Annotated in this window: 12 protein-coding genes; 9 read left to right on the plus strand and 3 right to left on the minus strand. The window is 71.2% G+C overall.

Annotated elements, in window-relative coordinates; genetic code table 11:
• Positions 1-67: 67 nt before the first annotated feature.
• Positions 68-859, minus strand: coding sequence for a peptidylprolyl isomerase (locus tag KO717_RS29315; RefSeq protein ID WP_301372358.1), 792 nt, complete (start codon positions 857-859; stop codon positions 68-70).
• A 153-nt stretch (positions 860-1,012) separates the two neighbouring features.
• On the opposite strand from KO717_RS29315, the gene KO717_RS29320 reads away from it, so the two are divergent.
• The 5 genes from KO717_RS29320 (at position 1,013) to KO717_RS29340 (ending at position 6,049) form a co-directional block, all read left to right on the plus strand.
• A complete protein-coding gene (locus KO717_RS29320) occupies positions 1,013-1,723 on the plus strand; it encodes an MBL fold metallo-hydrolase (RefSeq protein ID WP_301372359.1) in 711 nt (236 codons plus the stop codon).
• 10 nt (positions 1,724-1,733) lie between these two features.
• On the plus strand, positions 1,734-2,987 hold the full coding sequence (gene hisS, locus KO717_RS29325) for a histidine--tRNA ligase (protein ID WP_301372360.1): 1,254 nt from the start codon (positions 1,734-1,736) through the stop codon (positions 2,985-2,987).
• 121 nt (positions 2,988-3,108) lie between these two features.
• Positions 3,109-3,726 (plus strand): vitamin K epoxide reductase family protein, encoded by a 618-nt coding sequence (locus KO717_RS29330; RefSeq protein ID WP_301372362.1) that lies wholly within the window; start codon positions 3,109-3,111, stop codon positions 3,724-3,726.
• 41 nt (positions 3,727-3,767) lie between these two features.
• Positions 3,768-5,123: a replication-associated recombination protein A gene (locus KO717_RS29335; RefSeq protein WP_301372364.1), complete on the plus strand. Its 1,356-nt coding sequence runs from the start codon at positions 3,768-3,770 to the stop codon at positions 5,121-5,123.
• A gap of 20 nt (positions 5,124-5,143) precedes the next feature.
• A complete protein-coding gene (locus KO717_RS29340; protein WP_301372365.1) occupies positions 5,144-6,049 on the plus strand; it encodes a DUF2199 domain-containing protein in 906 nt (301 codons plus the stop codon).
• Between the two features lie 183 nt (positions 6,050-6,232).
• On the opposite strand, the gene KO717_RS29345 is transcribed toward KO717_RS29340, so the two are convergent.
• Positions 6,233-6,955 (minus strand): DUF2470 domain-containing protein, encoded by a 723-nt coding sequence (locus KO717_RS29345; protein WP_437184663.1) that lies wholly within the window; start codon positions 6,953-6,955, stop codon positions 6,233-6,235.
• 241 nt (positions 6,956-7,196) lie between these two features.
• Between KO717_RS29345 and rpsD the strand changes: the two genes are divergently transcribed.
• Entirely contained in the window at positions 7,197-7,808 is a 612-nt protein-coding gene (gene rpsD, locus KO717_RS29350) for a 30S ribosomal protein S4 (RefSeq protein ID WP_008740451.1), read from the plus strand.
• 78 nt (positions 7,809-7,886) lie between these two features.
• Here the strand turns inward: rpsD and KO717_RS29355 are convergent, their stop codons facing one another.
• Complete coding sequence (locus tag KO717_RS29355) at positions 7,887-10,058, minus strand: ATP-binding protein (protein WP_301372367.1); 2,172 nt, start codon at positions 10,056-10,058, stop codon at positions 7,887-7,889.
• 148 nt (positions 10,059-10,206) lie between these two features.
• Between KO717_RS29355 and KO717_RS29360 the strand changes: the two genes are divergently transcribed.
• The 3 genes from KO717_RS29360 to alaS are packed head-to-tail and all read left to right on the plus strand — an operon-like array spanning position 10,207 to position 13,672.
• On the plus strand, positions 10,207-10,650 hold the full coding sequence (locus KO717_RS29360) for a DUF948 domain-containing protein (RefSeq protein ID WP_301372368.1): 444 nt from the start codon (positions 10,207-10,209) through the stop codon (positions 10,648-10,650).
• An 8-nt stretch (positions 10,651-10,658) separates the two neighbouring features.
• Positions 10,659-11,003: a DUF6167 family protein gene (locus KO717_RS29365; RefSeq protein ID WP_301372369.1), complete on the plus strand. Its 345-nt coding sequence runs from the start codon at positions 10,659-10,661 to the stop codon at positions 11,001-11,003.
• Complete coding sequence (alaS, locus tag KO717_RS29370; protein ID WP_301372371.1) at positions 11,003-13,672, plus strand: alanine--tRNA ligase; 2,670 nt, start codon at positions 11,003-11,005, stop codon at positions 13,670-13,672. The genes KO717_RS29365 and alaS overlap by 1 nt, the downstream gene beginning before the upstream one ends.
• Position 13,673: the final 1 nt, after the last annotated feature.

Raw genomic sequence — 13,673 nt, forward strand, 5'->3', positions numbered from 1 at the left:
CATCCCGCACGACGGAATATCGGCGTACGGGCGGCGGGCCGGCCGGGCCCGGGGTCGGCACATCACGTCAGTTCTGCGTGACCGTGCCCTTCTGGATCTTCACCTCGGTCTTGGGCGCGCCGTCCTGGCCGCCGTCGACCGTACCGGCCTTCGCGATCTCCTCCAGGACCTTCAGGCCGGCCGCGTCGATCTTGCCGAACGGCGTGTACGTCGGCGCCAGCGGGCTGTCCTTGTAGACCAGGAAGAACTGGCTGCCGCCCGAGCCGGGCTGGCCCGTGTTGGCCATCGCCACCGTGCCAGCCGGGTAGACGACCTGACCCTGCGCGTTCGCCTTGCCCAGCGAGTCCAGGTTCTCGTCCGGGATGTTGTAGCCCGGGCCGCCGCGGCCGGTGCCCTCGGGGTCGCCGCACTGGAGCACGAAGATCCCGCCGGCCGTCAGCCGGTGGCACTTGGTGTTGTCGAAGTAGCCCTTGTCGGCGAGCGACTTGAAGGAGTTCACGGTCTGCGGGGTCTTCGCCGCGTCCATCGTGAAGTTGATGTCACCCGCGCTGGTCTTCAGCGCGAAGGTGTACTTCGCCTTCTGGTCGATCGCCATCTCCGGCGAGGGGGACTGCTTGGGCGCGGGCTCGCTCGCCGAGGCCGACGGGCTCGCGGACGGGTCCGCGGCCTGGTCCTTCTTGTCCTTGTCGAAGACACCGCCCACGATCAGACCCACCAGCGTCGCGATCACCACGGCCACGGCCGCGCCGATCACGGCCGCGCGCTGCCGCGACTTCTTCCGGGCCTCGGCCCGGCGCTTCTGCTGGCGCTCGTACTTCTCCTTGGCGAGCTGTCGCCGTCGCTGATCGCTCGTGACCACCGGGTCGTCTCCTTGTACGTGTCTGGTACTGCTGTCCGGGCTGGGATAGGCCGTACCGTATATGGGTTCGCTGTGTAATGAGCGGCGCCGGTAGGCTCTGAGCAGCAGGATTCCTGTCTGCAGCCTCCCGCCGGACGACGATTGAGGACGAACGTGCTGATTGCCGGGTTCCCCGCAGGCGCTTGGGGCACCAACTGCTACGTGGTCGCCCCCGCCGCCGGTGAGGAGTGCGTCATCATCGACCCGGGCCATCAGGCCGCCCGGGGTGTCGAGGAGACGCTGAAGAAGCATCGGCTCAAGCCCGTCGCGGTCGTGCTGACCCATGGCCACATCGATCATGTGGCCTCGGTGGTCCCGGTGTGCGGAGCACACGACGTACCGGCGTGGATCCACCCCGAGGACCGCTACATGATGAGCGACCCGGAGAAGTCCCTCGGCCGCTCCATCGGGATGCCCCTCATGGGCGAGCTGACCGTGGGGGAGCCGGACGACGTCCGCGAGCTGGCCGACGGCGCCACCCTGAAATTGGCCGGAATGGAATTCTCCGTGGCGCACGCGCCGGGGCATACCAAGGGGTCGGTGACCTTCCGGATGCCCGAGCTGGCCGACATCCCGCCGGTCTTCTTCTCGGGTGACCTGCTCTTCGCCGGCTCCATCGGACGCACCGACCTGCCCGGCGGCTCCCACACCGAGATGCTCGCCTCGCTGGGCCGCGTGTGCCTGCCGCTCGACGACTCGACCGTGGTGCTGTCCGGCCACGGTCCCCAGACCACCATCGGCCGCGAGCGCGCGACCAACCCGTACCTTCGGGAAGTCGCCGCCGGGCTCGGAGACGGCGCCGCCGCTCCACGACGAGGAATGTGACGAAAGCTTCGTGGCTACTTTCCAGGCCCCCAAGGGCACGTACGACCTGATCCCGCCGGTATCCGTGAAGTACCTGGCGGTGCGCGAGGCCATCGCGGCGCCCCTGCGCAACTCCGGCTACGGCTACATCGAGACCCCTGGCTTCGAGGACGTGGGCCTCTTCGCCCGCGGCGTCGGCGAGTCCACCGACATCGTCTCCAAGGAGATGTACGCCTTCGAGACCAAGGGCGGCGACCAGCTCGCCCTGCGCCCCGAGGGCACGGCCTCCGTGCTGCGCGCGGCGCTGGAGGCCAGCCTGCACAAGAAGGGCAACCTGCCGGTCAAGCTCTGGTACTCCGGCTCCTACTACCGCTACGAGAAGCCGCAGGCGGGCCGCTACCGCCACTTCTCCCAGGTCGGCGCCGAGGCGATCGGCGCCGAGGACCCGGCCCTGGACGCCGAGCTGATCATCCTGGCCGACCAGGCGTACCGCTCGCTGGGCCTGCGCAACTTCCGGATCCTGCTGAACTCCCTGGGCGACAAGGAGTGCCGCCCCGTGTACCGGGAGGCGCTGCAGTCCTTCCTGCGGGGCCTCGACCTCGACGCGGAGACCATGCGCCGCGCCGAGATCAACCCGCTGCGCGTCCTCGACGACAAGCGGGCCGACGTACAGAAGCAGCTCGTCGGCGCCCCGGTGCTGCGCGACTACCTGTGCGACGCATGCAAGGCGTACCACGAGCAGGTCCGGGTCCTGGTGACCGCGGCCGGCGTCGCCTTCGAGGACGACGACAAGCTGGTGCGCGGCCTGGACTACTACACCCGCACCACCTTCGAGTTCGTCCACGACGGCCTGGGCATCGCGGTCGGCGGCGGCGGCCGCTACGACGGCCTGTCCGAGATGATCGGCGGACCGGCGCTGCCGTCGGTGGGCTGGGCGCTCGGCGTGGACCGCACGGTCCTCGCGCTGGAGAAGGAGGGCGTCGAGCTCGACATCCCGGCGTCGACCTCGGTGTTCGCGGTGGCGCTGGGCGAGGCCAAGGCGACCGTGTTCGGCCTCGTGACGCAGCTGCGCAAGGCGGGCGTCGCGGCCGACATGTCCTACGGCGGCAAGGGCCTCAAGGGCGCCATGAAGGACGCGAACCGCAGCGGTGCCCGCTTCGCGGTCGTGGTGGGCGAGCGGGACCTCGCCGAGGGCGTCGTCCAGCTGAAGGACATGGAATCCGGCGAGCAGACGGCCGTGCCCGTCGACGAGCTGGTCGACACGGTCCGGGCCCGCCTCGCCTGACGGCAGCGGTACGGGAGCACACAGGACGGGGCCGGGGATCTTTCCCCGGCCCCGTCCGTTCACAGGCTCGTACGGCACAATGGCCCGTGCTTGATCACCTGGCAGATGTGGAGCGGGCGGTATGACGACACGAAGCGCGGACGCGGACACCGCCCGGGGCAGGACCGTCGGGGGAAGCCGGGCCCTGGCCCTGCTGCTGGTGATCACCGGAGCGGCGGGCCTGCTCGCCGCGTGGGTGATCACGATCGACAAGTTCAAGCTGCTGGAGGACCCGACCTTCAAGCCCGCCTGCAGCCTCAACCCGATCGTCTCCTGCGGCAACATCATGACGAGCGACCAGGCGTCGGCGTTCGGCTTCCCGAACCCGATGCTCGGACTCGTCGCCTACGGGATCGTGATCTGCGTCGGCATGAGCATGCTGGCCGGGGCCTCGTTCCGCCCCTGGTACTGGCTGACCTTCAACGCCGGCACCCTCTTCGGCGTCGCCTTCTGCACCTGGCTCATGTACCAGTCGCTGTACAACATCAACTCGCTCTGCCTGTGGTGCTGCCTGGCCTGGGTCGCCACGATCTTCATGTTCTGGTACGTCACCGCGCACAACGTCCGCGAGGGGCTGCTGCCCGCCCCGGGCTGGCTCAAGTCCTTCCTCGACGAGTTCACCTGGGTCCTGCCCGTCCTGCACGTCGGGATCATCGGGATGCTGATCCTGACCCGCTGGTGGGACTTCTGGACCTCCTGAGCGCGGGCGGCCCTGTCGGTGGGCTCGCATAGGCTTCCTGTGTGGAACCAGACCTGTTCACCGCCGCTGCCGAAGACCGCCAGGAGAAGGACCCCGCGAGCTCCCCGCTCGCCGTCCGGATGCGCCCGCGCACCCTGGACGAGGTCGTCGGCCAGCAGCACCTGCTGAAGCCCGGATCACCGCTGCGGCGGCTGGTCGGGGAAGGGGCCGGCGGCCCGGCCGGTGCCTCGTCGGTGATCCTCTGGGGCCCGCCCGGCATCGGGAAGACGACGCTGGCGTACGTGGTCAGCCAGGCCACGCAGAAGCGTTTCGTGGAGCTCTCCGCCATCACCGCGGGCGTCAAAGAGGTACGGGCCGTCATCGAGGGCGCCAAGCGCGCGGCCGGCGGCTACGGCAAGGAGACCGTCCTCTTCCTCGACGAGATCCACCGTTTCAGCAAGGCGCAGCAGGACTCGCTGCTCCCCGCCGTCGAGAACCGCTGGGTGACGCTGATCGCGGCCACCACCGAGAACCCGTACTTCTCGATCATCTCCCCGCTGCTGTCGCGCTCGCTGCTGCTGACGCTGGAACCGCTGACCGACGAGGACCTGAGCGCCCTGATGCGGCGCGCACTCACGGAGGAACGGGGCCTGGGCGGGGCCGTCACCCTCCCGGCGGACGCCCAGGCGCACCTGCTGCGGATCGCCGGCGGCGACGCCCGGCGGGCGCTGACCGCCCTGGAGGCCGGCGCCGGGTCGGCCATCGCCAAGGGCGAGGACGAGATCACCCTCCAGACCCTGGAGGAGGCCGTCGACCGGGCGGCGGTCCGGTACGACAAGGACGGCGACCAGCACTACGACGTGGCGAGCGCGCTGATCAAGTCGATCCGCGGCTCGGACGTCGATGCCGCACTGCACTACCTGGCCCGGATGATCGAGGCCGGTGAGGACCCCCGGTTCATCGCGCGCCGCCTGATGATCTCCGCGAGCGAGGACATCGGCCTGGCGGACCCCACCGCCCTGCCGATCGCGGTGGCCGCGGCCCAGGCGGTGGCGATGATCGGCTTCCCCGAAGCGGCGCTGACCCTCTCGCACGCCACGATCGCGCTGGCCCTGGCCCCGAAGTCGAACACCGCCACGACCGCGATCGGCGCGGCGCTGGCCGACGTACGGGCGGGCCTTGCGGGATCGGTCCCGCCGCACCTGAGGGACGGTCACTACAAGGGAGCGGCGAAGCTGGGGCACGCCCAGGGGTACGTGTACCCGCACGACGTGCCGGGCGCGATCGCGGCGCAGCAGTACGCGCCGGACGAGATCCAGGGCAAGCGGTACTACGAACCGACGCGGTACGGCGCCGAGGCCCGCTACGCGGACGTGGTGGAGAAGGTCCGCGAGCGCCTGCGCGGAGGCACTTCGTAGCGGTGGCCTACGCTGCCCGGGTGACCACGCACCTCCCCACCTGCGCGTGCTGCGGCGACGCGCTCGCCGACGAGAACCGCATCGACTTCGGCTGCAACCTGCCCGACGCCGCCCTAGGCCTGCCCGAGGAACGCCTCCACCGGCTCGGCGTGCGCGCTCTGCTCCGGGTGGACGGGGTCGGCTGCTTCATCCGCACGCTGCTGGCCGTCCGGCTGACGCACGGCACGGAGCTGGTGCTCGGCGCCTGGGTCCAGGTGGACGAGGACACCCTGCGCCGTGCCCACGAGCTGTGGGAGCGGCCCGGCTACGCGGAACTCTCCGTCCGGGGCACCTTCGCCAACCGGATCCAGCCCTGGGGCGACGACCTCCTCGGCGCCGAGGTCACCGCGAAGGTCGCCAACCCCGAGGAACTGCCCTGCGTCGTCGACATCCACGACCCGGCCGCCGCCCGCGTCCTGACGCGGACCTGGGACCGTGACCACGTCCTCAGCCGCTTCCCGTTCCCGCTGCCCGTGGACGTCCGCACCGACCTCGGAGACCACTGGTCGGTCCTGCGGACCTCCGGGCTCACCGCGTCCTTCGCGGACGGCACGGACCATTTCACCGCCCCGGACCGCAGCGCCGCCGTCAACCTGGCGACCGACGACGTCACGGGCCGCGCCCCCGCGGACTTCCTCACCGTCCTGATGGCGGGCGCCCCCGACACCCGACCGGCCCAGCGGGTGCGCGAGCCGCTGGGGGAGGGCGTGCGGTACGCGTTCTGGCTGACTCCGAAGGACCACGGCCGGCCGCGCCACGAGTTCTACGGCATGGCCGTCACCGACGGGACCGCCGCCGGAATCTTCTGCACCTACGAGGACCCCGCCGACCTGGAGTGGGCCCACCGGATCTGGCGCTCGCTCGACCGCGCGGCCGGCACCCCCTGACCCCGGCGTGGCCCCGCCGGGGTTCCGGCGGGGTTCCGGCGGCGGAGCCCGGGCTCCGGGCACGGCTTCGTCCCGGCCGCGCGCCCTTGCCCTCGCGGGACCGGAACCCGTGCGTCGTGCTGTCCGGCACGCTGCACGAGTACGCCGACGACCTCGACGTACTGCCCTGCGTGAGACATCGCCTCAGTGCGAGGCCGCCGAGAACAGGGAGTGCATCGCCCGGCGCAGGCCGCAGATGTCCGCGACCGGCTCCGGGAAGTCGAAGCGGGCGTCGAAGGAGCCGGCCGGGCCGCCGGTGAAGCGGACGCGCAGGCCCAGACGGTCCAGGGAGAGCGGCACGGCGCTCATCCCGCGGGCCTCGCGGGCGCCGAGCAGGCCGCCCAGCTCGCCGAGCCGGTCGCCGTGGGCGGAGTGCAGGTGCTGCAGCAGCTCCGACTCGTGCGCGACCATCGGGTCCGGCTCCGCCGCGGCCAGGTCGTCCGGCTCCACGCGCTCGGCGCCCCACAGGTCGTCCACCGAGATCTCGCCGACCTCCAGGCGCAGCATCATCCACGCCGGGCGCCCGGCGTGGGGGGCGTCGAGGGACTCCCTCATGCCCAGCAGCTCGCCCACCGGCTGCCGCTCCGCGAGCAGCGCCGCGCAGGCCGCGCGGTCGTCCCCGCGCACCGGCGTCAGCCACCCGGCGAGCCAGGCGCGACCTCGGATACGATGTGGCACGGACACCGGCGCCACATCCGTGATCTCGATCACGGCGGTGAGGTCGTCGTCCTGGGCGTGAGCGGCTGCCCTGGCAGCCGTGGATTCCCCGGAAACAAGGAGAATCACGTCCCCGTCCGGGGTGACGGTCCGTGCGACCGGCAGCCCTGTCCCGAACTCCTCGGCCTCGTGACTGTCACGAGCACCGATCAGCGTGAGGGATACTGAGGCGTTGGACTCTACGAGGGTTCGTACGCGTTCGGCTCCGGTGAGCTGCCGAACGCCTTCCCTGGGACGCGGCTGACCTTGCTTATCGTCGGCGCAAGCGGATTCTGTTTCGTCTGAATCCGAACTGCGTTGCGCACTGGGCAGGGGGATCCCATGTGGTCGAGACATTACGTCCTCCTCGCTAAGGTAAGCCTCACCTAACTTACATGGAGGTAGGTTCCCCGTGAACCAGAAGCGACCCAAGGTCAAGAAGTCGCGTGCCCTCGGCATTGCACTGACCCCGAAGGCCGTCAAGTACTTCGAGGCCCGCCCCTACCCGCCGGGCGAGCACGGCCGTGGCCGCAAGCAGAACTCGGACTACAAGGTCCGTCTGCTGGAGAAGCAGCGTCTGCGCGCTCAGTACGACATCTCTGAGCGTCAGATGGCCCGCGCGTACGACCGCGCCAAGAAGGCCGAAGGCAAGACGGGCGAGGCGCTTGTCGTCGAGCTCGAGCGTCGCCTCGACGCCCTGGTTCTGCGTTCGGGCATCGCCCGCACCATCTACCAGGCCCGCCAGATGGTCGTTCACGGCCACATCGAGGTCAACGGCGACAAGGTCGACAAGCCGTCGTTCCGTGTCCGTCCGGACGACGTCATCACCGTGCGCGAGCGCAGCCGCGAGAAGGTTCCGTTCCAGGTTGCCCGTGAGGGTGGCTACGCAGGCGAGGGCGAGACCCCGCGCTACCTGCAGGTCAACCTGAAGGCCCTGGCCTTCCGCCTGGACCGCGACCCGAACCGCAAGGAAATCCCGGTCATCTGCGACGAGCAGCTCGTCGTCGAGTACTACGCCCGCTGATGCAGGCCTAGTCTCACCGACTGGTCAGCCCGCCGTCCCCTCCATGGGGCGGCGGGTTTTCCGTTTCCCGGACCGGCATCACGGCTGCGGCTGCTCCGCCGCCGCGCCCGTCGACACCCGGGAGCCGCGCGGCCGCCCCGCCTGCCGCGGCACCCCGCCGCCGCGCTCCTGCGGATCGCTCAGCGCCCGCCCGACCAGCGCCTCACGGCTCAGCTCCCGCCCCTCGGCCTCGTACGCCGCGTAGCGCTCGGCGCCCAGCAGCTCGCCCGCCTGCTCCCGGCACATCAGCCGCGGGGCGTTGAAGTACCCCGAGCCGAACAGCTGCAGCCCCACCCCGCCCCACATCGGCTCCGCCGCACCCTGGAGCACCGCCGCCTCGGCCGCGTCCCCCTCCGCGACCGTGACCAGCGCGAGCAGCTCCAGCGCGAGCACCAGCCCGACCAGATCGTGGAAGACGTGGTTGATGGCCACGCACTCGGTCAGCAGCTGCCGCGCCTCCCGCGTGCGCCCCGCGTCGAGGGCCGCGTACGCGAGGACGTACAGGGCGTACGCCTTCGTCCAGCGCTCCCCGCGCTCCTCGCAGATCTCCCGGACCTCCCCGCACAGCGCGAGCGCGCCCGGCAGGTCACCGAGGAAGGCCAGCGCCATCCCCAGTTCCACCTGGCACATCAGCACGTTGCTGTTCAGCTCGCCGGCCGCCCGGTACTGCTCCAGCGCCGCGCCCAGCAGCTCCCGGGCCCGCGCCATGTCGTCCGAGACCAGCGCCAGGCAGCCCATCCGGTGCACCGTGTAGGCCGCCGCGACCGGGTTCCCGCTCTGCGCCGCCCCGTCCCGGCACTCGTACAGGGCGCTCATCGAGGCCGTCGCGTCCCCCTGCAGGGCCGCGACATAGCCCAGCACCCACAGGGCCTTCAGCCGCGAGCTCTCGTACTCCACCGCCCGGTCCACCGGCTCCAGGGTCCGGTCCAGCCAGTGCCGCCCCTCGGTCAGGCGCCCGCAGCCCGCCCAGTAGAACCACAGCGTCCCCGCCAGGTACTGGGCCAGATGCGTCTCGTCCGGCTCGTCCAGGCAGCACTCCAGCGCGAGCCGGATGTTCGGCAGCTCCGCCTCCACCAGGGCGGCCACCTCCTGCTGGCGCGGGCTGAACCAGTCCAGCTCGCACCACGTCGCCAGCCCCACGTACCAGTCCCGGTGGCGCCGCCGCAGGCGCCCCGCGTCGCCCAGCGACTCCAGCCACCCCGCCCCGTACGCCCGTACGGTCTCCAGCATGCGAAAACGCACCCCGGCGGGCGTCTCCTCCCGGACCAGCAGGGACTGGGCCAGGAGCTCCCCGACCAGGTCCAGCACGTCCTCCACCGGCAGATCCGGACCCGCGCACACATATTCGACGGCGTCGAGGTCGAACTGCCCCGCGAACACCGACAGCCGCGCCCACAGCAGCCGCTCCGCCGGCGTGCACAGCTCATGGCTCCAGCCGATCGCCGTCCGCAGCGCCCGGTGCCGGGCGAGCCCGCCACGCGCACCGCCCGTCAGCAGCGCGAAGCGGTCCTCCAGCCGGGCCAGCACCTGTGCGGGGGACAGCGTCCGCAGCCGGCCCGCCGCCAGCTCCAGCGCCAGCGGGATCCCGTCGAGACGGGCGCACAGCTCGACCAGCACCGCCCGGTTCTCCGCGGTCACCGCGAAGGAAGGGTCGGCTGCCGACGCCCGCGCCGCCAGCAGGGCCAGCGCCTCCTCGGCGGCCGGCGGGGCGAGCGGGAAGGCCAGCTCCCCGTCCAGGGCCAGCGGGCGCCGGCCGGCCGCGAGGACGTGCAGGCCGGGGCAGCGCCGCAGCAGCTCCCGTACCAGGCCGGCGCACTCGTCGACCAGCTGCTCGAAGCCGTCCAGGACCAGCAGCAGCCGGCGCCCGGCCAGGTGCTCGGCCAGGACCGCCCGCGGCGGCCGGGTGGTGTGGTCGGTCAGCTCCAGCGCCTCGGCGAGCGCCAGCTCCAGCAGCGCGGGATCCCGTACGGTGGCCAGCTCCGCCAGCCAGACCCCGTCGCAGTAGCGTTCCTGCGATCCCTCGGCGGCGGCCCGGGCGGCCGCGAGCGCGAGCCGGGACTTTCCCACCCCGCCCACGCCGGTCACCGTCACGAGCCGGGAGGACTCCAGGAGCCGCCCCAGCTCGGCGAGTTCGCCACCCCGCCCGACGAACCGGCCGAGCTCCGAGGGAAGATTGCCCCCGGCGGTACTTCGAAGGGGTCTCTGTCCCATGGGACACGGAGGGTACTGGTCCGGATGCGCTGCGTTCAAGGCGGGCCGGGGACCTCCCGGATTTCCGGTACGGCCGGGGATCTCCGGCGCGATAGGGTCGGAGGGCGAATAGTCCTGCGGTTCAGGTACAGACAGAGAGCGGTGTGACGTGTCCGGTGTAGAGGTGGCCGGGATCATCGTGGCCGTCTTCTGGGCCATCCTGATCTCCTTCCTCGCCGTGGCCCTGGTGAGACTGGCCCAGGTGCTCAGGGCGACCACCAAGCTGGTGGCCGACGTGACCGACCAGGCCGTCCCGCTGCTCGCCGACGCCTCCACCACCGTCCGCTCCGCGCGCACCCAGCTCGACCGGGTCGACGCCATCGCGAGCGACGTGCAGGAGGTCACCTCCAACGCCTCCGCGCTGTCCTCCACCGTGGCCACCGCCTTCGGCGGCCCGCTGGTGAAGGTCGCGGCCTTCGGCTACGGCGTCCGCAAGGCGCTGGGCAAGGGGGATGCCGCGACGTCGGGCGGCACGCCGGCGAAGGCATCCCGACGAACCGTGATCGTTGGACGTACGGTGCCGGCCGCCCGGCGCCGCAAGCAGAAGGGCTGAGACCGCCGATGTTCCGCCGAGCCTTCTGGTTCACCGCCGGCGCAGCCGCCGGCGTGTGGGCCACCACCAAGGTCAACCGCCAGCTGAAGAAGCTGACGCCGGAGAGTCTCGCCGCCCAGGCGGCCGACAAGGCCGTGGAGGCGGGACACCGCCTCAAGGACTTCGCCCTCGACGTCAAAGCGGGAATGACGCAGCGCGAGGACGAGCTGAACGACGCACTGGGGCTCCACCAGGACCCCGACCGGCCCGACAACGTCACGGCCCTCCCCGGGCCGCGGCGGCTGCGTGCCATCGAGAACAGCAAGACCACCTACCGACCTAAGTTTTCGTACGACCGGAATGAGGACCACTGATGGAGTCGGCTGAGATTCGCCGCCGCTGGCTGAGCTTCTTCGAGGAGCGCGGTCACGCCGTTGTCCCTTCGGCGTCGCTCATCGCGGACGACCCGACTCTGCTGCTGGTCAACGCGGGCATGGTCCCGTTCAAGCCGTACTTCCTCGGCGAGACCAAGCCCCCGGCCCCGCGGGCCACCAGCGTGCAGAAGTGCGTCCGTACGCCGGACATCGAAGAGGTCGGCAAGACCACCCGGCACGGCACGTTCTTCCAGATGTGCGGCAACTTCTCCTTCGGGGACTACTTCAAGGAAGGCGCCATCAAGTACGCCTGGGAGCTGCTCACCAGCTCCGTGGCGGACGGCGGCTACGGCCTGGAGCCGGAGAAGCTCTGGATCACCGTCTACCTCGACGACGACGAGGCCGAGACGATCTGGCGCGAGAAGATCGGCGTCCCCGCCGAGCGCATCCAGCGCCTGGGCAAGAAGGACAACTTCTGGTCCATGGGCGTCCCCGGCCCCTGCGGCCCGTGCTCGGAGATCAACTACGACCGCGGCCCGGAGTTCGGCGTCGAGGGCGGCCCGGCCGTCAACGACGAGCGCTACGTGGAGATCTGGAACCTGGTCTTCATGCAGTACGAGCGCGGCGCCGGCGACGGCAAGGAAGACTTCCCGATCCTCGGCGACCTGCCGTCGAAGAACATCGACACCGGTCTCGGCCTCGAACGCCTCGCGATGATCCTGCAGGGCGTGCAGAACATGTACGAGACCGACACCCTGCGCGTGGTCATGGACAAGGCCACCGAGCTGACCGGCGTGCAGTACGGCGCCGCCCAGAACACCGACGTGTCGATGCGCGTGGTCGCCGACCACATCCGCACCTCCGTCATGCTCATCGGCGACGGCGTCACCCCCGGCAACGAGGGCCGCGGCTACGTGCTGCGCCGCATCATGCGCCGCGCCATCCGCAACATGCGCCTCATGGGCGCCACCGGCCCGGTCGTCCAGGACCTCGTCGACGTCGTGATCAACACGATGGGCCAGCAGTACCCGGAGCTCGTCACCGACCGCAAGCGCATCGAGACCGTCGCGCTCGCCGAGGAAGCCGCCTTCCTCAAGGCCGTCAAGGGCGGCACCAACATCCTCGACACCGCCGTGACCGAGACCAAGGCCGCCGGCGGCACCGTGCTCTCCGGCGACAAGGCGTTCCTGCTCCACGACACCTGGGGCTTCCCGATCGATCTCACCCTGGAGATGGCCGCCGAGCAGGGCCTCTCCGTGGACGAGCCCGGCTTCCGCCGCCTGATGCAGGAGCAGCGCGACCGGGCCAAGGCCGACGCCAAGGCCAAGAAGACCGGCCACGCGGACATGTCCGCCTACCGGGAGATCGCCGACAGCGCCGGCGGCACCGAGTTCACCGGCTACGCCACCAACCAGGGCGAGTCCACCATCGTCGGCCTCCTGGTCAACGGCGTCTCCGCGCCCGCCGCCTCCGAGGGCGACGAGGTCGAGGTCGTCCTCGACCGCACCCCCTTCTACGCCGAGGGCGGCGGCCAGCTCGCCGACCAGGGCCGCATCAAGCTCGACTCCGGCGCCGTCATCGTCGTCCGCGACGTGCAGCAGCCGGTCCCGGGCGTCTCCGTGCACAAGGGCTCCGTCCAGGTCGGCGAGGTGACGGTCGGTGCCTCCGCCTACGCCGCCATCGACGTCAACCGCCGCCGGGCCATCGCCCGCGCCCACTCGGCCACGCACCTGACCCACCAGGCGCTGCGTGACGCCCTCGGCCCGACGGCCGCCCAGGCCGGTTCCGAGAACAGCCCCGGCCGCTTCCGCTTCGACTTCGGTTCGCCGAACGCCGTTCCCGGCTCGGTCCTGACCGACGTCGAGCAGAAGATCAACGACGTGCTGTCGCGCGAGCTCGACGTCACCGCCGAGATCATGAGCATCGACGAGGCGAAGAAGCAGGGCGCCATCGCCGAGTTCGGCGAGAAGTACGGCGAGCGCGTGCGCGTCGTGACCATCGGCGACTTCTCCAAGGAGCTGTGCGGCGGCACGCACGTCGGCAACACCGCCCAGCTGGGTCTGGTGAAGCTGCTCGGCGAGTCCTCCATCGGCTCCGGCGTGCGCCGCGTCGAGGCCCTGGTGGGTGTGGACGCGTACAACTTCCTCGCCAAGGAGCACACGGTCGTCGCCCAGCTCCAGGAGCTGGTCAAGGGCCGCCCGGAGGAGCTGCCGGAGAAGATCGCCTCCATGCTCGGCAAGCTGAAGGACGCCGAGAAGGAGATCGAGAAGTTCCGCGCGGAGAAGGTCCTCCAGGCCGCCGCAGGGCTCGCCCAGAACGCCCAGGACATCAAGGGCGTCGCCCTCGTCGTCGGCCAGGTCGCGGACGGCATCGGCGCGGACGACCTGCGCAAGCTGGTCCTCGACGTCCGCGGCCGCATCCCCGGCGACCGCCCGGCCGTCGTGGCCCTCTTCACCGTGGCGAACGACCGCCCGCTGACCGTGATCGCCACCAACGAGGCCGCCCGCGAGCGCGGCCTCAAGGCCGGCGACCTGGTCCGTACGGCCGCCAAGACCCTCGGCGGCGGCGGTGGCGGCAAGCCGGACGTCGCCCAGGGCGGCGGCCAGAACCCGGCCGCGGTGCCGGAGGCCATCAGCGCCGTCGAGCGCCTCGTCGTCGAGACGGCCTGAC

Source organism: Streptomyces xanthophaeus (assembly GCF_030440515.1).
In the GTDB taxonomy this organism is placed as follows: Bacteria; Actinomycetota; Actinomycetes; order Streptomycetales; family Streptomycetaceae; genus Streptomyces; species Streptomyces kutzneri.